The organism is Pseudomonas sp. W15Feb9B, from assembly GCF_000828175.1.
Taxonomy (GTDB): domain Bacteria; phylum Pseudomonadota; class Gammaproteobacteria; order Pseudomonadales; family Pseudomonadaceae; genus Aquipseudomonas; species Aquipseudomonas parakoreensis.
The window spans coordinates 1-19,564 of record NZ_JTKF01000020.1 but is presented as its reverse complement, the minus strand read 5'-3'; the positions used below and the strand labels follow the sequence as shown (position 1 = coordinate 19,564).

Here is a 19,564-nt window from a genome sequence, read left to right as displayed (position 1 = left end):
TCCTGCGCGGAGCGAGGATCGATCTGACTAGAAACGCGCTGTGGCCTGAACCACTACGCCAATGATTCGACACTCATCGGTGAACAAGGCTTTGGGCCAGGTCGGATTGAGCGGTACCAGATAACGCTGGCCGCCCTCTTCGTCCAGCTTGCGAAAGATCGCTTCATCGCAGCCTTGCCACTGGGCGATCACCAGTTTGCCTGGCAGCGCTTCCACCTCAGGGTCAACCAGAATCAGCATGCCTTCGGCAATGCTCTGGCCGGTCGGTGCGGTCATGGAATCCCCCGCCACCGTCAGCCAGAACGCCGCACCACGGGCGTGATAATCCGTCAGTTCGAAGCGCTGCTTGTCCTGCATCGGAGCATAGGTTGTGGCTGCACTCTCGCGGATTTCGCACGAGGTGGACCAGTCACTGACCGGGTAGCGGAAGTACGGGTTGTACTTCTGTGCCAATGGCATTTCGTCATCCGCCGCTTCCTGCGGTTCACGGATCACCAGCACCACTTCGAGGAAGTCCATGCCCAGCGCCTGCAACACGCGGTTCATTTGGGTGATGCCCGGTTCGCGACGTTTGTTCAGCCAATGGCCGATGCCGCCCTGGGACATGCCGACGCGCTCTCCGAGCTCTGTTTGAGTGATTTTGAGTTCACTCATCTTGGCCTTGACCAACTCAATCCATTTATCCATGTGCGGCACCTTACTTGCCCCGCCTTCGGCCGGCAAAACACATATTGTAGTATTTAAATTCTGGTCACAACTACGCATCGTACTATCCTGAAAGCACGGACTTCCAATCGAACAAGGAGTGACCCTTCACCATGAATATCAGCAGCAAAGACTTGCCCGATCTGCAAATGGACACCACGTTTACCTCCCCTCAAGGCAACGCGGCAGCGCAGCGAGCGCTGGACTATTACTTGAAACCAGCTGTGTCAGAACCCGAGGTCGATGAGCGTTTTTTTGATGTGAAACGCCATCTCAGCGGCGAGGAGGCGCTGGTGCATGCGTCGGATCTGTTGCGTTGCGCAGCGGCCACCGCCTTCAAGGCAGCCGAAAACCTGCAGGGCGCAAGCCGTGACCTGGCCTTTTCGGTGGTGCATATGGTGGATATGGCGCGAGCGATGGTCGACCATTCGATTGATGGCGAGCAGCTCTGACGAACACGGGAAGTGAGCGGACAGGAAAGAATTTTCCAATCGCGCAGATAAAAACGCTTGACTTGCAAATGATAATGATTATTATTGCAAGCAGCTGGTCGTGAGATCAGTCGATGGACCAGAGACCTCAGGTCGGTCTTCTGGACTATCTCCTCATCAGGCTAATCACGGTTTTTGACCCGGCTTTTTGCCGGGTCTTTTTTTGCCCGTTTTTCGGGCTTATGGCTTCAGGCTAATGAAGTCTGTGGGTACTGCAAATTCGATGGCGCGGATAATATCAAAAGAATATCGCTTGGCAAGCTTGGCCCGGCCAGATTGGGGCAAACCAATGACAATTAGCACTTGAGAATCAATCGCACAGTCTCTAAGCTGCTTGCGCGTCACGGAAGACGCCCCCCTACCGCAAGCCGCAATTTCCCTCGGTTTCACCTCAGCCTTGCGTGTAAAGTAGCCGCCATAAAAATCATATTCAGGAATCGATTATGACCGTGGCCAAATCTTCGTTCGACATCAGCGCCAACTTCGACAGCGGCAACATCCAAGTCATCGACATCTCCAATCCGCTCAACCCGGTTCTGGCCATCCGCCCGGATACCCGCAGCGCGCATTTTCAGTGGTTCCACTTCAAAGCCAGCGGCCTGCATGTTCATCAAGAGCACTGGTTTCGCCTGGTCAACGCCAGCCAATCCTCCTACAACAAGGCCTGGACCGGCTATCAGGCTGTCGCTTCCTACGACCACGTCAACTGGTTCCGCATTCCCACCAGTTTCGAAGGTGACAGCCTGCGCTTTTGCCTTGAAGCCGAGCAAACCCACGCCTGGTTCGCCTACTTCGAACCCTACAGCCGCGGTCGTCATGACTGGTTGATCGAGCAGGCGCTGACCAAGGCCGGCACCGAACTGCTGGCCACCGGCAAGAGCGTCGAAGGGCGTGACATTCAGTTACTGCGCAAGGGCAGCGGTGCCGAGAGCCAGCGCAAAATCTGGATCATCGCGCAACAGCACCCGGGCGAGCACATGGCCGAATGGTTCATGGAAGGCGTGATCGAGCGCCTGGAACGCCACGACGATCCGGTGCTGAACAGACTGCTGGCCAGCGCCGATTTGTATCTGGTGCCGAACACGAACCCGGACGGCGCCTTCCACGGTCACCTGCGCACCAACGCCATGGGCCAGGACTTGAACCGCGCCTGGCAGAGCGCCAGTCAGGACGTCAGCCCCGAGGTACTTTTCGTACAACAACAGATGGAAAAGTATGGCGTCGATCTGTTCCTGGACGTACACGGTGACGAGGAAATCCCCCACGTGTTCACCGCCGGTTGTGAAGGCAATCCGGGTTACACGCCGCGCATCGAGAAGCTCGAAGAGCATTTCCGCACGCACCTCAAGCACACCACCAAGGACTTCCAGACCCAGTTCGGCTACACCCGCGACGAACCGGGCCAGGCCAACATGACGCTGGCCTGCAACGCGGTCGGTCAGAAATACGACTGCCTGTCGCTGACCCTGGAAATGCCGTTCAAGGATCACGACGATCATCCGAACAAAGAAACGGGCTGGTCGGGCAAACGCTCGAAACAGTTGGGCAAAGACGTGCTGACCACCATCGCCGACATGGTCGACACCCTGCGCTGATTCCTCCCCCGCTCCACCCGAAGATCGCAGCATTGTCTGCGATCTTTTTTTTGCGCGATCAAATGCCATGACCGACAAGGTTGCAAATTAAAACCAGAATGCTTACTTTGATTCTGGTTTTAATTTGAAACCCAAAAAGGAATCAGGGCATGCAACCTCAACCGCTCAAAAGCAGCGTGGTGCTGCTGTTCGCCATTGCCTGCGGTCTGGCCGTGGGCAACGTGTATTACGCGCAGCCGCTACTGGACGCCATGGCCGACGCATTCGCCATGTCACCGGCAAGCATCGGTATCGTCATGACCTTGACGCAGATCGGTTACGGCATCGGTCTGGTATTGCTGGTGCCCCTCGGCGATCTGCTCAACCGACGCCGACTGATCGTCACCCAGACCCTGCTCTCGGCAGTCGCCCTGCTGATGATTGCGCTGGCACCCAACAGTCTGTGGCTGCTGCTCGGCATGTCGTTGACCGGTTTGCTCGCGGTGGTGACGCAAGTGCTGGTGGCCTACGCCGCGACATTGGCCATCCCGGCGCAACGCGGTCGCGTGGTCGGCGTGGTCACCAGCGGCATCGTCGTCGGTATTCTGCTTGCTCGCACGATTGCCGGGGCCATTGCTGATCTGGCGGGTTGGCGCGCGATCTATCTGCTGTCTGCGGGTCTGACGCTGCTCATGGCGCTGCTGCTGTTGCGCGTATTGCCCAAGGATGAAGTCGCGCAGCCCGCGAGCCGTTACGGCGCGCTGATCGCTTCGGTGTTCAGCCTGTTCCGGCAAGAGCCGGTGCTGCGCCAACGGGCAATTCTCGCGTTGCTGACCTTCGCCAGCGCCATGGTCCTGTGGACGCCGATGGTACTGCCGCTGGCCGCCCCGCCGCTGTCGTTGTCCCACAGCGAAATCGGCCTGTTCGGACTGGCCGGCGCCGCCGGTGCACTCGCCGCCGCGCGCGCCGGGCATCTCGCCGATCGCGGTCTGGGCCAATGGGTCAGTGGTGTGTCGCTGCTGCTGATGCTCGCCTCGTGGCTGCCGATCGCCCTCACCCAATCCTCGTTGTGGGCGCTGTTGCTGGGGGTGATCACTCTCGATCTGGGCCTGCAGGCCGTACACGTCACCAGCCAGAGCATGATCTACAGCGTGCGCCCCGAAGCGCAAAGCCGCCTCACGGCTGGCTACATGCTGTTCTACTCGATTGGCAGCGCCGTGGGTTCAATCCTTTCCACGGCGACATACGCGTGGGCCGGCTGGAGCGGCGTGTGCCTGCTTGGCGCCGTTATCAATGCGCTGGCGCTGGGCTATTGGTGGCTGACCCTGAAAAGTGGCGCACCGCAGCGGTGCGCCGCACAGGCCGGTTAATCGCGCTCGCGACCATGCAACATGCTGTCGAGCACCTCGTCGCGGCGCACCCAACCGTGGAACAGCGCCGCCGCCAGGTGTAACAGCACGGTCAGAAACAACAGGTACGCCAGATAACCGTGCGCCTTGCGCAACATGGCAAACACCTGCGCATCGGCCGGCAGGATCGACGGCAACTGCAAGGTACTACTGAGCATCACCGGCTCCCCCGACGCACTGATCATCGCCCAACCGAGCACCGGTAGCACCAGCATCAACGCGTACAACAACACATGCGACGCCTTGGCCGCCATCACTTGCCAACCCGGCAGATCCGCTGGCAGCGGTGGCTGTCGAGTGGAAAAGCGCACCAACAGGCGCACGACCACCAGCAGCAGAATCGCAATCCCCAGCGGTTTATGCAGGTGAATCAGCCATTCATGCCGCTGTGAAACCGAAGTGACCATGCCGGCGCCAATGAACAACATGGCAATGATCATGACCGCCATCAGCCAGTGCAGGAGCCGCGCCAACAGCGCGAAATGAGTCGGTTGCGTGCTCATGGGCGAGCCTCCTGTCTGGCGGCGGGCAGTTGGCTGACTTCACTGGTACGTCGCAGGTAGGAATCGGCGTAACCGGCGGAACGCGCAGCGAGCAACGGGTCGTCGGAGCCTTCGATACCGGCGGGCAGCACCAGCGGATCGTAATTGATGTCGCGGCATTCACCGCTGAGCTGCGGCTGGGTCTTCTCCAGTACCAGCGTGCCGGCGTTGATCACCTTGCGGCCGTCGGGCCAGGTTTTGCTTGCATCGTTCACCGGGTCACCGGGGTTGGCCAAGGTGATGTTCAACTGCCAGCGCAACGGCCCTTCGGCCAGTCGCTGCACCAAATCCTTTTCCAGAAAATCCGCGCCCTCCGGCGCTGTTGCTCCGGCGGCATCGCGCGCCAGTGGCGTGACGCTCCAGCGCACCGCCTGCTTCTGCCCACTGGCGCTGACCAGATAGAACGCATTCACGCTGTTGTAGGTTTCGGTGGCATAGCTGGCCGACGGTTTGGCGGTCTTCACCCACGTCAGGAACGGCACGGCTTCCGGGTGCGCGGCGAAGAATGCCGGCACCTTCGACGGGTCCGGTTTGCCCGTGACCGGATCCGGCGACTGCGCCTGCTGCAATTGATAGAACGCCTCAGGCGTGCCGACCGGGAACACCGGCATGCTGTTCATCCCGGTGCGCCATTGCTGGCCGTTGGCCTGGCTGAAACGCAGCGCCAGACTGCGGATCGGCACGCTGCTGTCCGGGGCGTAGGGATTGCCCGCCGGCAATGCGAAGCGCCCGACCACCGGAGTCCGCGCCTCGTTGAACACCTGCGCGGCAGAAAACGCCCGCGCCTCGCCGCTGCTCTCGAAATGCCCGATCACGCATACGCCTTTGGCGTGGTTGCGACGGAAACCGGGATGCACGCCGTTGTTTTTCTCCAGCACATCGACCAGCGCCTTGGGCGTCAGACGTTGTGGGTCAAGGTTACCGTGGACGTAGGCAAACGCCCCGGCGACAGCGGCAACCACCACGGCAATCGCCGTCAGACGCAACACTGTGCTCGCGGCACTCAAGGGTGGGCGCGACGGCCTGCCCGGCGGTGAAGTGCGATCAACCATGAATAACTCCAGGGCCATCGGCCACAAGTAGGAAGAATCAGCAAGACGCACCCCAGCGGGATTTATTCCATGGCCCGGTATTTATTTTTCCGAACGTGGAATAACCTCGAACGGCGGACGTCTCTCTAGTCCACAGCGTAGTGACTGGCAGAAACTAATGAGCGAAATCGACGAACAGTTGAGAGAAATCATTCCCAGATTGCGCCGCTTTGCCGTGTCACTGACCCGCAACAGCAGCAGCGCCGACGATCTGGTGCAGGCCAGCCTTGAACGGGCCTTGTCCGGCTGGAGCGGCAAACGCGCCGTGGGTGACGTGCGTGCATGGCTGTTCGCAATCCTCTATCGGCAGTTTCTCGACGCCCATCGGCGCTCCCGTCGTTATGCGCGGATGCTCGAATTATTCACCGGTCGCGATGACGCCGAGCCCTCGACCGAGCGCACGGTGATCGCCCAATCGACCCTGCAAGCCTTCGATCACCTGCCTGCTGAACAGCGAGCCCTGCTGTTGATGGTTTCGGTGGAAGGCTTGAGCTACAAGGAAGTCGCGCAAATCCTTAACGTCCCCAGCGGCACGGTGATGTCGCGTCTGTCCCGCGCTCGTCAGGCCTTGCGCCAGCTCAGCGACGGCGAAATCAGCAGCCCTTCCTTGCGGATACTCAAATGATCAGCATGCCCCCCAGCGAACGCGACCTGCACGCGTACGTCGACCACCAACTCAGCGAGGCCGATCGGCGCGTCCTCGACGCCTGGCTGGCCAATCATCCGGACACCGCCGCACAGGTTCGCGCCTGGCAGCAGGATGCCCAACAATTGCGCGCTGCGCTGGGCGGTGCGTTGCAACAACCGACGAATCCGCAGTTGGATCCGGCGCAGATTCGCCAGCGTCTCAAGCGTCAATCACGGCGTCATCTGGCCAGCGCGGCAGTTTTGCTGATCGCGGTCGGCCTCGGTGGTTTCAGTGGCTGGCAGGCGCGGGAAATGACCCTCGCGCGCGCCTCTGTGCTGCCAATGACCGATGCCTTGCAGGCCTATCGACTGATTGCACAGCAGGGAATATTGCCGGCGGACTATAAAGTCGACAGTGACGGCGACATGCAGCATTGGCTCGACCGGTATTTCACTCAGGCCAGTCGTCTGCCGGATCTGAAATCCGCCGGCTTCGAACCGGTCAGCGGCCGTCTGCTCAGCACCGACGAAGGTCCGGCGGCGATGGTGATGTATGAGGATCGCAGCGGTCACAAGGTCAGTTTCTACGTGCGGCCACCGGGGCCGAAAAACACCTTTCTGCCACGCGGCAGCCGCAGCGACGGCGATCTGCAGGCCGATTACTGGTCCGGCGGCGGGTACAACTATGCGATGGTCAGCCCGACAGACTCGCCGGCGGCGCAGCAGTTGAAGCAATCAATGCAATTCTGAAAGCCCCACTGTAGGAGCTGCGGCACGCTGCGATCTTTTGACCTTGATGCTAAAAATCAAAAGATCGCAGCGTGCCGCAGCTCCTACAGGGGACTGTGTTGGGTCAGAAACCCACGTCCAGCACCACATTGTCCAGGTAAGTCCCCGCCGGCGGCGTGGTCTGGTCGGTGTAGATTTTCGCGTTGTAATTGAAGATCTGGCTCCCGGTGCCCAGACCATTTCCTGGATTGACCTCGGCGTCAGTGCTCGACCGGCGCGCACTGCCGACACTGCCCCAACGAGTAGTCCCGGCGCTTTTGAAGATGTCGTAGGCCAGATAATTGCTCCCGGAAATCATCCGCCGCCGACCGCCGACACTGACCGGGTTCTGCCCATCGCTCAAACCGACGGTGTAGGCGCTGCCCTTGGTGCAGGCCAGATTGATCGTCTGCCCGGTCACCGGCATAAAGGCGCTGATCACCGGCGCGCTGCCAAAGGCAATGTTTGGCGCGGTAATCGTGCAGTCGTTGGACACGGTCAGGTTCACTGTCAACGTCGCCGTACCGCTGTTGATGTCGCGCCCCAGGCAAATACTGCCGGCACCGATCCCGGAGCAGTAATTCCAGTTCCAGAAAATACTCAGGTTTTCTGTGTAGACCCCGGCGGCAACGTTGCTGCCAATGGTCGTACTCAGGTACAGCGGCACGGTTTTCGGGGTGGTGCCGTTGAGCAGCCCCAAAGCGTCGATGATGCCATTGCGGGCGAAGTCGAAGGCGGTGCCACGGGTCAGCGGGTAGCTGGTGCTGTTGTTGGCGTAGATCGTGTAGCCGATGACATCGCCGGTCGGCCCGAGCAAGCCGCTCTGGGTCGAGGTGATGGTGGCGTAAAAGTGATCATTGCTGGTCAGCAGGGTCAGCAGCGAACCCGTACAACTCAACCCGGCGTTGAGCGTGGAACTGGGCTGCGTCGTGGTGCGCACGGCAATCGAACTGATCGAACCGAACGCCGCCGCAGTGGTACTGACCACCGAACACAAGGCCTGTGCCGCCCCAGGCAGCAGCAGCGCCAGACACAGGCAAATCCGCGCCGCGCTCATTGACACACCAACGGGCCGATCAGCGGCACCTGGCTTTGTTGCATATCCACATTGAACTGCGACTTGCAGGTCTTGCCGTCCGCCAGCGTCACCAACAACGAGTTCTGTGCCTGCAGGTTTTCCAGGTAGACCAGGCCATCCCAGCCAACCACCGTGCGCGCCCCGCTTTGCTCGTGCAACACGCCCGCGCCCAACGGCAGTTCACGTTGCTGCGCGTCCACCAGCACGATACTCGCAGCGATCACCCGACTCAGTGGAAACTCCAGCAAATAACCGCTGCCCCGGCGCACGGCGATGCGCTGCTCGACGTTGGGGCTGCGCACGTTGGCCGGCAGGTTCAGCGGATCGATTTCATATTTGCCACGGTAATAGGCGCTGCTCCAAGGCACCAGCAGATGGCCGTTCTTGTCGGTTTGACCGACCTGTTGGTTTTCGTAACGCACTGGAATGTCGGCAAAGCCATCGGTACTGACCACCACAAATGCATCGTCGATACGATTGGCCGCGAATACCTGGCGATCCATCCACACCAGCGAGCCACTGGCATCAGCCCAACGGGTTTCGGCGTCTGAAGTGCCGTAGACCCCGGCCTGCAATTGCACCGATTGCAGACGCCAGGTCAGGTCGGCCTGACGATAATCGGGGCCATCACCCTCGGCGTAGCCCAGATTGAAACCGACCCCGCCCTCGGTCGGCACCGAACGACTGTAATTGACCCGCTGCTGACTCTGCCCGGTCTTGCTGCGCTCGCTGCTGATCGCCAGACTGCCGCGCAGATCGAACGGGATCACCAGTTGCGCCTGCACTGCCCAGTGGCTGTCACCGATCTCGCGGTTGGCCGAAAGGTAGAAACTGCTGTTGCGCCACAACGGCTTGCTCCAGCTCAGGTTGAGCAGGCGCGTGCGCGAATCGTCCGCCGCGCGCACGTCGAAATAGCCGGCACCGAGGCTGCCCCAACGGTCGAGGTTGACACTCAGGGTCGCCTGCTCGCTGCGCCGGCTGAGGCTGATGTAAGGCGTGTCGATCACACTCAGGTCGGCGTATTGGTCGCGGCGTTGCAAGCGTTGCCAGGAAAAACTGTAGCGCTGGCTGCTGTACTGATAACCGAGGCTGAACTGGTTACCCCCCTCGCCTTCGAAACGGCTCTGACTGATGGCGCTGTTGAGCACGCCGAAATTGCCCAGACGCAGGTTGCCGCCGATGCCGCCGAGGGTCAGCGAGTCAGCCGCTTCGGCGTGGCTTTCCACGGTGAAGCTGTCGCTGACACCGTAGCGCAGGCTGCCGGAAGTCACGCCTGGGCCATAGCTGAAGTCCTTCAATCCGTAATCGCGGCGCAACGTACCGGCCGCCACCGAAAAATCACTCAGGCCTTTTTGCAGCAGACTGCTGGTGACATAGAACGGCACCGTGGTCGATACCTGCCGCCCCAGCGCATCGGTGGTCACCACCACCGCCTCCCCGGCGCCGTTGATGAAGGGAATATTGGTCAGGGTATACGGCCCCGGTTGCAGGTCGGTGCTGCTCGACTTGTAGCCGTTGATGAACAGATCCACCGACGACGGCACCGCGGCCTCACCGGCAAACTGCGGCAACGGATAGGTCACCAGATCCGGACGCACGGCAAAATCCCGTGAGAACTGCACACCGCCCAGACGCACCGAATTGCTCCACGGCAAGGCGCCGCTGATCACGTCCCCGCCCTCGTAGGTGAGCATTCGCTCGTCATCGGAGTAACGCCAGGTGGTGTCGTAGCGCAGGTAACCGTTGTCCAGCGTACTGACCGAATCCCCAGACAAGGTGCGCCGGTACTGCCCGGTGTTGGACAACGTGCCCCAGCTATCGAACAGCCGCAGCTCGTTCCAGGCCGCCAGATAGGTGCCGGCGTCGTCGGTGTCGTTGAGGTACAGGTCATAATTGAACAGCGCACCGAAGCTGCTCAGCGCCGGAGTGCGCGGATAGTTCTCGCGATTGCCGATGAACTGGTCCGGCAGCCACTGCGGCGGAACATCCAGTAGCAGGCGCTGACCGACACTGTCGTACTCGCTGTGCAGTCCCGGCAGGCCGTCAAGATCGACTTCGTCAGCACTACCGTCAGGCAGTTTCATCCCGGTTTCGCGTAATGCGCTGGCCGGCAGAAACAGATGCCCGCCACGCTGCTGTACCGCCACCACCCGCCCGGTGTTCATCTGATTGACCACCAACTCCAGAAACAACTGTGCATCACTGACGGCCTCCATGCCGCTGGGAGGCGGCGGCAATTCGCCGGCCCCGGTGGGTTGCACGACCATCAGGCACCACGCGCCAGTCATCAGCCACAACGGACGCTGAATACGACGAGCCCATCCTGAGCTCATACACGCTTTACGTCCGTCAATGGACTCGATCCTCCTGATACCACTCTTGCCAAAGCCAGTTATCTTTCTCTGGAATTTTGACGACACGATGTAATCATTGTGGCGAGGGAGCTTGCTCCCGCTCGGCGGCGCAGCCGTCGTCAGAACTGTTTGAGCGGACTACCTGACACGGCTTGGGGCTGCTTCGCAACCCCGCGGGAGCAAACTCCCTCGCCACTAAAGTCCACTCGGCATGGCTCCTTTTTCAGCGCTCCGGCGCAATGCTCTGCACCTGCGCCCCGCCATTGACCCGCACCTGCAGCGCCGACTCGCTCGCCAAGGGGCCCGGTGCCGGCCAGCGCATCACCGCCCCCGGCAGCACGTAACCCAACAGGCCCTCGGCCAACGGCTTGCTTTGCCCGCCTTGTTTGATCGCCACGTCGGTCAGCCGCGCATGCACCGCGCCCTGATTGCGCACTTCGACATACGGTCGGCCATCCACCGCCACCGTGCGCCAGCTCAATTGCGGCAGCCCCACGCCTTTGGGATCGCGCGGCCGCGTGCTGTCCTCCTTGCTCCACAGCCCCGCGCCGTAGGCAAACAACGGCACCGAATAACGCATCTGGAAGCGAATCGCCGCCGCCGTTTTGCCGCCCTCGGCAGCCGGTGGCTGAGCGCCAGGGATTTCGTCGATGATGATCCGGTAAGCCAGTTCCTGTCCCGGCGGCACATCCTTGGTTCGGGTCAGGCGCACCAGTTGTTTCTGGCCCGGTTCGATCTTCGCCACCGGCGGGCTGCCGATCACGTCGCGCTGGTTCTGGTATTGCTCTTCAAAGCCGCTCTGGCTCCAGCCGAACACTCGGATCTGCAGGTTGGCGGTTTCCGTGCCGCGGTTCTCCAGCCACAACGCACTGGCCTGTTGATCGGCCTCCAGCACCGGATCGATCGGCCAGATCAGCACCGAACTGGCGGCCTGCGCATTGCCAGCCCCAAGCATCATCAGCGCCAGCATCACGCGCTGCGCAACCGAATGCCGTGAAGTCACTGCCCCCATGAACCTGCTCCTTGTCGGCCATTCAAACGTCGCCTCACCACGACAGTTGCACCTGCAACACGTCGCTGTACGTCCCCCCAGGCTGATTGCCCGGCAACTGCACCTGCCCATAAATCGGCAGGCTGATGTTGTTCGCATCGCTGTAAGCCACCGCCACGCTCTGACTGATGCCCAGGCTCTGGCTGTAAGCCGCATCGCGAAACAGCGCGTACGCCACCCGCGCACTGCCGCTGTTGAGCTGCATATGCCGACCACTGCTGTTGTACTGGCCGCCATCGACGCTCATGTTCAGCGTCACGCCCGGTGTGCATTGCAACTGCACGCCACCGGTCAGCGCCACTTGCACCGTGCCGGTACCCAGAGCCGAACTGGTACCGAAATTCAGCCCACCGTAATTAGAGACACCGCCCACCACCAGGCACCCCGGGGTGATGGTGGCGCTGACCTGAAAGCTCTGACTGGTGGCGGCCCCCAGCGGCAGCGGCACACTGCCCGCACAGAGCAGGAGCAGCGCGGCACAGCCCTGGCGGCGCATGGCATCAGAACGTCAGTTCGACAGCGACGGTGTCGGTGTACGTGCCCGCCGGCAAACCGGCCTTGCCCACCGCCTGACCGTAGATGTTCACCGTCTGTGCCACGCCGGTGCTGGTCGCCAGGTTGATCGTGCCGTCAATCGGCAGCAGCTGCGAATGCCCGGCATCGGTATAGAAATCGTACGGCACGTAGTTGGCGACACCGTCGTACAACGCACGTGCACCGCCCGGCGATTGACCGTCGTGGGCGCCGGCGCGCACCTTGACCACCGGCGTGGTGCCGCTCGAGCAAAGAATCGACAGCGCCCCGCCACCACCGCCCAACACTTGCCCGCTGGCGGTGGTAAACAGGCTGTTGGCAGTGCCGAAGTTCAGCGCACCGAAGTTCAGCCCGGTGGAGCCGCCGGCGCCATTGACCTGACAACTGCTGATCAGGGTCAGGCTGGCGGTGATCTGGCCGGTGACCGTGGTGGCGGCGTGGGCACTGGAAACCAGCGTCAGGCCGAGCAACGACAAACCTATCCTTGATGCAAACGTGCGCATGGTGTCCGTCCTCTACGGGTTACCAGTCGAGCGTCACCGTCAGCGTGTCGGTATAGACACCTGCCGGTACCGCGCGGGTATTCGCCACCACCGTGCCAAAGACCGGAATCGGTATCTGCGCACCGCTGGTGACAGCGAAATTGTGTTGTTGGCCGATGCTGTAGCGTTGGCTGCCGGAGGCATCCAGGAACAGTTGATAAGGCAGGGTCTGGCGTCCGTTGCTCAGGCGGCGGGTGGTACCGTCGCCGTGGGTGCCGCCGTCGATGGTGACCGTGAAACCGGTGACCGAGGGATTGCAGGCGACATTCAGCTTGCCGCTGCTATCGCCGTCGAGACTGGCCTTGATGGGCGAAGTCCAGGTCGGCCCCTGCTGACCGAAATCAAGGGTGCCCAGATTGCTCACCGGGATCGCCGGGGTGGCGCTGTTGGTGACTTCGCATCCGGCGATCAGGATCAGTCGCGCGTTGATCTGCCCGCTGATCGCCGCCTGTGCGTCGTCAGCGAGCAACAGCAGCGTACCCGTGGCGATGACCATCCAGTGCTTGCCTGTCATTGCGTCCGTCCCTACTCCTTCAGGATGCTTGCGTCTCCCGCGCTCAGTATTGAACGCCCCTTCCCTGCGCGACCCGCCTCCAGCGAATTGCCTGAAATCCTGCACTCACCAGGTCACGGTGACTTTCACCAGATCCGAATAGCGGCTGACCTGCGGCACCTGCGCCAGACGCTCGATCCGCGCGTAAAGCGGCAACTCCACCGTGCCGGTGTCCGGCACCCGGCCGCTGACTGGCACGTTCACCACCAGCGGCACCCGGCGCGCCGCGTCCTGATACAGCCGATATGGAATCGGCTGGCTCCCCGCCGCCCCCGCCATGTAGCGAACCTCACCAACTCCGCCATGCAGGCCACCGTCGACCCGCAGTTGATACGGCGTGTCGGGGTTGCACTCCAGGCGCGGCAGACGCTGATTGGTCAGCGCCGCACCCAGTGGCCCGGCCGGATCATCGAGACGCGCAGCACTGCCGAATTCCAGCACGCCCAGCTGTTCAATACCTGCCTCGCGCTGCTGGCCGATCAACTGGCAACCACGCTGCACGTCAACGCGAACTTCGACCTGAAGATCCGCCGCATGCACCGAGGCCCCAAGCACCCCGAGCAGGCCCATCACCACACGTACAATCACTGTCCCATTCCTTGTGAGGGAACATCCTGGATGACGTTACTGTGTTTCAGGGTAGCAACGGACGACGAATCCGCCAGTCGATTGGATCCATGGATCTGCCGGGATATGTTTCGAAAGTTTGGCAACACGGCGAATTACATCGCTGAAAATAGCTGTACGTCCCGCACAAATCTGTTCAGTGATCGCCCACAGTCGACGAGCCGCGATGGAAGCCTGACGCCGCCTCTGGTTACACTACGGCGCCGCGCTCCCGGGCGCCGGCCTGATGACTACGGAGTGACTGCACTGTGCCCTCTCGAGCGCCCAAACGATCGCCACTGACCCAACGCTGGTCGGCGCTGCGCCGCTGGTTCGCCAAGGGCCGGCCAGCCAGTGCCGGGCATGACGCCACTGCCCGCTCGATCCAGGAATACTTCCGGCTCAAGGCTCACAGCCAGGGTTACACCCTCAGCCACAGCCAGCAGCGGGTGATCGATTGCATGGCACAACAGGCCAGCCTGTTGTTCGGTGCCAGGCCGCAAACGCCGCCGAGTCTGTACCTGCATGGTGCGGTCGGACGCGGCAAGAGCTGGCTGCTCGAAGGCTTTTTTCAGGCCCTGCCCACCGCGCAGAAACACCGCGTGCATTTCCATGAATTCTTCGCCCGATTGCATCAGGGCATGTTCGAGCATCGCGAACAGAACGATGCCCTCGGCGTCACCCTCGATGAACTGTTACACGACTGCCGGGTGCTGTGTTTCGACGAATTTCATGTGCATGACATCGGCGATGCCATGCTCATTACCCGGCTGTTCAAGGCCTTGTTTCAGCGCGGCATTGTGTTGCTGGTGACCTCCAATTATCCGCCGGAGGGCTTGCTGCCTAACCCGCTCTATCACGCGCGTTTCAAACCGGTGATCGACTTGATCAACGCACGCATGCACGTGATGGAGGTCGGCGGCCCCCACGATTACCGCAGTCAGGCGAGCAATCATGCGCACCAGGTCTTCACTCAAGGTCATTATGTGTGGCCGGCCGCAGCGACCCAGCGCCAGGCGCTGAATCTGCCGCCCGAGGGTGCGCCAGCCATGGCTCTGCCGGTGGGCAGCCGCCACATTCAGGCGCGCCTGTGCGAGGGTCGCCGGGTGGCTTTCAGCTTCAACGATTTGTGCGAGCAACCGACGGCGGTGATGGATTACCTGGAACTGTGCCGGCGTTTCGACCAGTGGATCATCGACGACCTGCCGGAACTGGACGAACGCTCGATCGCCGCGCAACAGCGCTTCATCAACCTGATCGACGTGCTCTACGACCAGGACAAACACCTGACCCTGCTCAGCCGCTTGCCGCTGCGCGAGACCCTGAGCGGCAACGCCATCGATCTGGCCCGCACCCGCAGCCGTCTGGGGCAGCTGCAGGAAATCCACTGATCCCATTGATCATCACCGATTACCACTGTGGGAGCGAGCTTGCTCGCGAAAGCGGAGTGTCAGTGACAAATCACTGACTGACAGGACGCCTTCGCGAGCAAGCTCGCTCCCACAGAGGATCAGAGTGTTCTTCAGTGCAAATCCCGGCTTTGCCGTTATCATGTCGCCCATTCCGAGCGCCCGGCGCTTCTTCATTTGATAGTGAACCTGCACATGCACACCCTTGCTCAATTGCGCGCCGGCGAGTTGTCGGGCATTACCCGGCTGGACCTGTCCTGCGGCCTGACCGAGTTCCCCCGGGAAATTTTCGATCTGGCCGATACGTTGGAGGTGCTCAACCTCAGCGGCAATGCCTTGAGCAGCCTGCCGGACGACCTGCATCGGCTGACCCGCATGCGCATTCTGTTCTGCTCGGACAACCACTTCACCGAGGTGCCGGAGTGCGTCGGCCAGTGTGCAGCGCTGACGATGATCGGCTTCAAGGCCAACCGCATCCGCCACGTGCCGGGCGCTGCATTGCCGCCGCTGCTGCGCTGGTTGATCCTGACCGACAACTGCATCGACACCCTGCCCAGCGAGCTGGGCGAGCGCCCGTACCTGCAAAAACTGCTGCTGGCCGGCAATCGCCTGCAAGCGCTGCCGGCGTCGATGAGCCAGTGCCACCGTTTGGAGCTGATCCGCATCGCGGCCAACCAGTTGCGTGAACTGCCGCAGTGGCTGCTGACCCTGCCGAGCCTGACCTGGCTGGCATATGCCGGCAATCCGCTGGAAACCGAAGCCGACGCCGCCGCGCTGGAGGCCACGCCGCTGATCGACTGGTCGACACTGCGTCTGCAACAGCGTTTGGGCGAAGGCGCTTCCGGGGTGATTTCCCGGGCACAGTGGCAACGTAGCGCAGACTCGTCGGTGCCGGTCGCGGTGAAGCTGTACAAAGGCGAGATGACCAGCGACGGTTCGCCGCTGCATGAGATGAACGCCTGCATCACCGCCGGCCTGCACCCGAACCTGATCCGCGTGGAAGGCCGTATTCACGGTCATCCTGACGGGCAACACGGGTTGGTGATGCAACTGATCGACCCGAGCTTTCGCAATCTCGCGGCATTGCCGAGCCTGGCGAGTTGCTCGCGGGATGTGTATGCCGAGGACTGCCGCTTCAGTGCCGAGGTGGCACTGAACATTGCCCAAGGGATCGCATCGGCGGCCGAACACTTGCATCAACAGGGCATCACCCACGGCGACCTCTACGGCCACAACATTCTGTTGAACGATCAGGGCGATTGCTTGCTGGGGGATTTTGGCGCGGCATCGTTCCATGCCACCACTGACAATCTGGAAACCCGGGCGCTGCAACGCATCGAAGTACGGGCGTTCGGGGTTCTGCTGGGGGAATTGCTGGCGCGCATCGACTCAGGGCTGAGTGCCGAGCGGCGCGAAGTGCTGCAAGCGCTGGAACAGCGTTGCTGTCAGCCGGATGTGCTGGCGCGGCCGGGGTTTGGCGAAGTGATTGAGGTGCTGGAAAAGCTGTGACTGACACAATTCCTGTGGCGAGGGAGCTTGCTCCCGCTGGACGGCAAAGCCGTCCCAAAAACAACGACTGCTGCGCAGCCGAGCGGGAGCAAGCTCCCTCGCCACAGCTTATCTCTGTAACAAATCAGCCCGCCAGGCCGACAAACATGTCCTGCACGTCATCGTGGTTGTCGAGGCCTTCCAGGAACGCTTCAACTTCAGCCATCTGCTCGGCACTCAGGCCGCTGACCGGGTTCTTCGGCTGATAGCCGAGTTTCGCCGACAACACCGTGAAACCTTGCTCAGGCAGGGCTTTCTGGACGGCATCAAGGTCGGTCGGATCGGTCAGGAACAGGGTCGCGCCCTCTTCACCCGGCTCAAAGTCCTGGGCACCGGCCTCGATCGCGGCCATTTCCGGGTCAGCGTCCGGGGTGTCCGGCGAGGCTTCGATCATGCCGACGTGGTTGAAGTCCCAGGCCACCGAACCGGATGCACCCAGTTGGCCCTTGCGGAACGCCACGCGGATTTCCGCGACGGTGCGGTTGATGTTGTCGGTCACACACTCGACGATCAACGGAACCTGGTGCGGCGCGAAACCTTCGTACGTCACACGGTGGTATTGCACGGTTTCGCCCAGCAAGCCAGCGCCTTTCTTGATGGCGCGGTCCAGGGTTTCCTTGGGCATCGAGGCTTTCTTGGCCTGTTCGACCACCAGACGCAGGTGTGCGTTGGTGGCGGTATCGGCACCGTTGCGGGCAGCGATGGTGATCTCTTTCACCAGTTTGCCGAAGATCTTGCCCTTGGCGTTGGCTGCCGCTTCTTTGTGTTTAACCTTCCACTGTGCGCCCATTACTCACTCTCTTGATCTGTGGCGCCGAGACATCTATTGGCCGACGCGTGGCGCCAAGTTTATACGGCCTAAAGTCGGCAATCGACCAAAAAAATTCATTGTTGAATCGACATCTTCACCGCGACTTGTAGGGCGATTCTGAAAAGCCCACCAGCCACGACCATTAATGCTCGCGTTTTCGTACCCTCTGCCGTCCGTATTGCCCCACAGAGCCCGTATGAATGCTCAATGACCAGCAAAGCCCGTTCACCCTGACCCTGACCGACGGCCCACTGTGCCTGCCGGTCCTGTGTTTCAGTGGCAAGGAAGCACTCAATCAGCCGTTTTTTTTCGAGATTGAAGTGATCGCCCTGGCCCCGGCCTTGGCGCCGGGCAGCCTGCTGCGACAACCGGCGTTCCTGCGCCTGGGCGACGCTCACGGCATTCACGGCCTGATCCACAGTGTCAGTTGTGAGCATCGCGCCAGCCACCGCATTGGCTACCGATTGACGCTGGTGCCGCACCTGCAACGTCTGGCGCAGTCGCCACAGCGTCGGGTCTTCGTGCAAGCGAGCGTGCCGGCGATCCTTGCCCAACTGCTCGAAGAGCATGAGCTGCCAGCCGACAGTTACCGGATCGAAATGAGCGTCGGCCCTTACCCACCACGGGAATTTTGCCTGCAATACGAGGAAAGCGACCTGGCCTTCCTTCACCGTCTGTGTGAGGAGGAAGGCATTCACTATCACTTCGAACATCGCCCGGACGGGCATGTGGTGGTATTTGCCGACGACAACCTGAGCCTGCCGCAGGAACCGCTGGCAGTGCCGTTTGCCGTGACCGACGACACGCCCTCACCGCGCATCAGCACGCTGTTACAGCGCCATGACGCGACACCAGTCATGGCCGCGCCCGGCATTCGCAATCGGGGCCAGGCAGTCATCAGCGCAGACGCGGCCAACCACCCCGTGCCTGCGCCCACACCGCTCAAGCTGTCGAGCGACCAGCGTCACACCGAACAACGCAGCCGGCGTCATCTGCAGCGCCAGCGCTGCCAGTCGCGCACGATTCGCGGATCCGGCGATTGCAGCGCGTTGCGCAGCGGGCATCTGCTGCAGATCAGCGAACACCCGATCAATGCGTTCAACGAGCAATGGCTGATCACCGAACTGCACCATCAAGGCCGGCACCCTTCGATCCTTGATCCGACAACCGAAGTGCATGATTACCGAAACGACTTCAGCGCCCTGCCCTGGTCGAGCGACTTTCGCCCGCCCCTGGCGCAGCCGCGCCCGAACATCGGTGGCTATCACCTGGCACGAGTGCTGGGATCGCCTGGCCAGCCAGCGCCACTGGATGATCGCGGGCGCATCGGCGTCAGCCTCTGGCCGACGCAGACACCTGAGCCTGCGTGCCTGTGGTTGCCGATCGCGATGACCGGCGCCGGCCGGCTCGCCATCCACCAACTGCCCCGCGCCGGCAGTGAGGTGTGGGTGAGCTTCCTCGACAGCGACCCGGATCGACCGATCCTCTGCCTCGCCCATCCACGCCCGGCGCCACCGAACGACACGCCACCACCGCGCGACGACAGCCTGTTGCTCGACTGGCTGCTCCACGGGGCCGATCCGTAAGCATCGCAGACATTGGAATTGAGAACAGCTGCCGGAAAGTGGTTGGCCGTCAGGCCGCCATCGCTGGCAAGCCAGCTCCCACAGGTGGATTGGGTGTGGGCAGTGGGAGACTGGTCGGCTGTCAGGCCGTCTTCGCGAGCAAGCTCGCTCCCACAGTGGGAATGGGTGTTGGCAGCTGGAGACTAGTCGGCTGTCAGGCCGCCATCGCTGGCAAGCCAGCTCCCACAGGTGGATCGGGTGTGTTCAGTTGGAAATTGGTCGGCTGTCAGGCCGTCTTCGCGAGCA

Annotated in this window: 19 protein-coding genes; 8 read left to right on the top strand and 11 right to left on the bottom strand. The window is 61.7% G+C overall.

What is annotated here, in order from left to right; genetic code table 11:
* Window positions 1–27: 27 nt before the first annotated feature.
* A complete protein-coding gene (locus OC71_RS11560; protein WP_041068777.1) occupies window positions 28–687 on the bottom strand; it encodes a LexA family transcriptional regulator in 660 nt (219 codons plus the stop codon).
* A gap of 131 nt (window positions 688–818) precedes the next feature.
* On the opposite strand from OC71_RS11560, the gene OC71_RS11555 reads away from it, so the two are divergent.
* From OC71_RS11555 to OC71_RS11545, 3 genes are all read left to right on the top strand, one after another.
* A complete protein-coding gene (locus tag OC71_RS11555; RefSeq protein ID WP_003223691.1) occupies window positions 819–1,157 on the top strand; it encodes a DUF6124 family protein in 339 nt (112 codons plus the stop codon).
* Between the two features lie 482 nt (window positions 1,158–1,639).
* Window positions 1,640–2,791 carry a M14-type cytosolic carboxypeptidase gene (locus tag OC71_RS11550; RefSeq protein ID WP_041068774.1) on the top strand — a complete coding sequence of 384 codons (1,152 nt, stop codon included), beginning with the start codon at window positions 1,640–1,642 and terminating at the stop codon, window positions 2,789–2,791.
* A 149-nt stretch (window positions 2,792–2,940) separates the two neighbouring features.
* Window positions 2,941–4,140 (top strand): MFS transporter, encoded by a 1,200-nt coding sequence (locus OC71_RS11545; RefSeq protein WP_041068771.1) that lies wholly within the window; start codon window positions 2,941–2,943, stop codon window positions 4,138–4,140.
* On the opposite strand, the gene OC71_RS11540 is transcribed toward OC71_RS11545, so the two are convergent.
* Complete coding sequence (locus OC71_RS11540; RefSeq protein ID WP_041068768.1) at window positions 4,137–4,682, bottom strand: cytochrome b; 546 nt, start codon at window positions 4,680–4,682, stop codon at window positions 4,137–4,139. The two genes, OC71_RS11545 and OC71_RS11540, sit on opposite strands and share 4 nt — an antisense overlap.
* On the bottom strand, window positions 4,679–5,773 hold the full coding sequence (locus OC71_RS11535) for a catalase family peroxidase (protein WP_041068765.1): 1,095 nt from the start codon (window positions 5,771–5,773) through the stop codon (window positions 4,679–4,681). Before OC71_RS11535 ends, OC71_RS11540 begins: the two co-directional genes overlap by 4 nt.
* Window positions 5,774–5,930: 157 nt before the next feature.
* On the opposite strand from OC71_RS11535, the gene OC71_RS11530 reads away from it, so the two are divergent.
* Window positions 5,931–6,437 (top strand): RNA polymerase sigma factor, encoded by a 507-nt coding sequence (locus OC71_RS11530; protein ID WP_041068762.1) that lies wholly within the window; start codon window positions 5,931–5,933, stop codon window positions 6,435–6,437.
* Window positions 6,434–7,189, top strand: a complete 756-nt coding sequence (locus OC71_RS11525; protein WP_041068759.1) for an anti-sigma factor — start codon at window positions 6,434–6,436, stop codon at window positions 7,187–7,189. The genes OC71_RS11530 and OC71_RS11525 overlap by 4 nt, the downstream gene beginning before the upstream one ends.
* A 103-nt stretch (window positions 7,190–7,292) precedes the next feature.
* Here the strand turns inward: OC71_RS11525 and OC71_RS11520 are convergent, their stop codons facing one another.
* The 7 genes from OC71_RS11520 to OC71_RS11490 all read right to left on the bottom strand — a co-directional run bounded on the left by OC71_RS11520 (window position 7,293) and on the right by OC71_RS11490 (window position 13,889).
* Window positions 7,293–8,264 carry a spore coat U domain-containing protein gene (locus OC71_RS11520; RefSeq protein ID WP_041068757.1) on the bottom strand — a complete coding sequence of 324 codons (972 nt, stop codon included), beginning with the start codon at window positions 8,262–8,264 and terminating at the stop codon, window positions 7,293–7,295.
* Window positions 8,261–10,618, bottom strand: coding sequence for a fimbria/pilus outer membrane usher protein (locus OC71_RS11515; RefSeq protein ID WP_041068754.1), 2,358 nt, complete (start codon window positions 10,616–10,618; stop codon window positions 8,261–8,263). The genes OC71_RS11520 and OC71_RS11515 overlap by 4 nt, the downstream gene beginning before the upstream one ends.
* Window positions 10,619–10,862: 244 nt before the next feature.
* Entirely contained in the window at window positions 10,863–11,651 is a 789-nt protein-coding gene (locus OC71_RS11510; RefSeq protein WP_041068752.1) for a molecular chaperone, read from the bottom strand.
* A gap of 34 nt (window positions 11,652–11,685) precedes the next feature.
* A complete protein-coding gene (locus OC71_RS11505) occupies window positions 11,686–12,186 on the bottom strand; it encodes a spore coat U domain-containing protein (RefSeq protein ID WP_041068749.1) in 501 nt (166 codons plus the stop codon).
* Window positions 12,187–12,190: 4 nt separating this feature from the next.
* Complete coding sequence (locus tag OC71_RS11500; protein ID WP_007961145.1) at window positions 12,191–12,727, bottom strand: spore coat U domain-containing protein; 537 nt, start codon at window positions 12,725–12,727, stop codon at window positions 12,191–12,193.
* 19 nt (window positions 12,728–12,746) lie between these two features.
* The gene (locus OC71_RS11495) at window positions 12,747–13,280 is read right to left on the bottom strand and encodes a spore coat U domain-containing protein (RefSeq protein ID WP_041068745.1); all 534 of its coding nucleotides are present in this window, start codon (window positions 13,278–13,280) and stop codon (window positions 12,747–12,749) included.
* Window positions 13,281–13,385: 105 nt separating this feature from the next.
* Window positions 13,386–13,889 carry a spore coat U domain-containing protein gene (locus OC71_RS11490; protein WP_041068795.1) on the bottom strand — a complete coding sequence of 168 codons (504 nt, stop codon included), beginning with the start codon at window positions 13,887–13,889 and terminating at the stop codon, window positions 13,386–13,388.
* 305 nt (window positions 13,890–14,194) lie between these two features.
* Between OC71_RS11490 and zapE the strand changes: the two genes are divergently transcribed.
* A complete protein-coding gene (zapE, locus tag OC71_RS11485; RefSeq protein ID WP_041068742.1) occupies window positions 14,195–15,316 on the top strand; it encodes a cell division protein ZapE in 1,122 nt (373 codons plus the stop codon).
* A 213-nt stretch (window positions 15,317–15,529) separates the two neighbouring features.
* Window positions 15,530–16,843, top strand: a complete 1,314-nt coding sequence (locus tag OC71_RS11475; protein ID WP_041068736.1) for a leucine-rich repeat-containing protein kinase family protein — start codon at window positions 15,530–15,532, stop codon at window positions 16,841–16,843.
* A 124-nt stretch (window positions 16,844–16,967) separates the two neighbouring features.
* Here OC71_RS11475 and OC71_RS11470 read toward each other — a convergent pair whose 3' ends face one another.
* Complete coding sequence (locus OC71_RS11470; RefSeq protein WP_027614601.1) at window positions 16,968–17,672, bottom strand: YebC/PmpR family DNA-binding transcriptional regulator; 705 nt, start codon at window positions 17,670–17,672, stop codon at window positions 16,968–16,970.
* 221 nt (window positions 17,673–17,893) lie between these two features.
* Between OC71_RS11470 and OC71_RS11465 the strand changes: the two genes are divergently transcribed.
* Complete coding sequence (locus OC71_RS11465; protein WP_041068735.1) at window positions 17,894–19,279, top strand: type VI secretion system Vgr family protein; 1,386 nt, start codon at window positions 17,894–17,896, stop codon at window positions 19,277–19,279.
* Window positions 19,280–19,564 lie beyond the last annotated feature (285 nt).

Excerpts from the sequence above, each read along its gene's own strand:
- OC71_RS11560 (WP_041068777.1), bottom strand. The coding sequence starts at position 687 with ATGGATAAATGGATTGAGTTGGTCAAGGCCAAGATGAGTGAACTCAAA.
- OC71_RS11555 (WP_003223691.1), top strand. The coding sequence starts at position 819 with ATGAATATCAGCAGCAAAGACTTGCCCGATCTGCAAATGGACACCACG.
- OC71_RS11550 (WP_041068774.1), top strand. The coding sequence starts at position 1,640 with ATGACCGTGGCCAAATCTTCGTTCGACATCAGCGCCAACTTCGACAGC.
- OC71_RS11545 (WP_041068771.1), top strand. The coding sequence starts at position 2,941 with ATGCAACCTCAACCGCTCAAAAGCAGCGTGGTGCTGCTGTTCGCCATT.
- OC71_RS11540 (WP_041068768.1), bottom strand. The coding sequence starts at position 4,682 with ATGAGCACGCAACCGACTCATTTCGCGCTGTTGGCGCGGCTCCTGCAC.
- OC71_RS11535 (WP_041068765.1), bottom strand. The coding sequence starts at position 5,773 with ATGGTTGATCGCACTTCACCGCCGGGCAGGCCGTCGCGCCCACCCTTG.
- OC71_RS11530 (WP_041068762.1), top strand. The coding sequence starts at position 5,931 with ATGAGCGAAATCGACGAACAGTTGAGAGAAATCATTCCCAGATTGCGC.
- OC71_RS11525 (WP_041068759.1), top strand. The coding sequence starts at position 6,434 with ATGATCAGCATGCCCCCCAGCGAACGCGACCTGCACGCGTACGTCGAC.
- OC71_RS11520 (WP_041068757.1), bottom strand. The coding sequence starts at position 8,264 with ATGAGCGCGGCGCGGATTTGCCTGTGTCTGGCGCTGCTGCTGCCTGGG.
- OC71_RS11515 (WP_041068754.1), bottom strand. The coding sequence starts at position 10,618 with ATGAGCTCAGGATGGGCTCGTCGTATTCAGCGTCCGTTGTGGCTGATG.
- OC71_RS11510 (WP_041068752.1), bottom strand. The coding sequence starts at position 11,651 with ATGGGGGCAGTGACTTCACGGCATTCGGTTGCGCAGCGCGTGATGCTG.
- OC71_RS11505 (WP_041068749.1), bottom strand. The coding sequence starts at position 12,186 with ATGCGCCGCCAGGGCTGTGCCGCGCTGCTCCTGCTCTGTGCGGGCAGT.
- OC71_RS11500 (WP_007961145.1), bottom strand. The coding sequence starts at position 12,727 with ATGCGCACGTTTGCATCAAGGATAGGTTTGTCGTTGCTCGGCCTGACG.
- OC71_RS11495 (WP_041068745.1), bottom strand. The coding sequence starts at position 13,280 with ATGACAGGCAAGCACTGGATGGTCATCGCCACGGGTACGCTGCTGTTG.
- OC71_RS11490 (WP_041068795.1), bottom strand. The coding sequence starts at position 13,889 with ATGGGCCTGCTCGGGGTGCTTGGGGCCTCGGTGCATGCGGCGGATCTT.
- OC71_RS11475 (WP_041068736.1), top strand. The coding sequence starts at position 15,530 with ATGCACACCCTTGCTCAATTGCGCGCCGGCGAGTTGTCGGGCATTACC.
- OC71_RS11470 (WP_027614601.1), bottom strand. The coding sequence starts at position 17,672 with ATGGGCGCACAGTGGAAGGTTAAACACAAAGAAGCGGCAGCCAACGCC.
- OC71_RS11465 (WP_041068735.1), top strand. The coding sequence starts at position 17,894 with ATGCTCAATGACCAGCAAAGCCCGTTCACCCTGACCCTGACCGACGGC.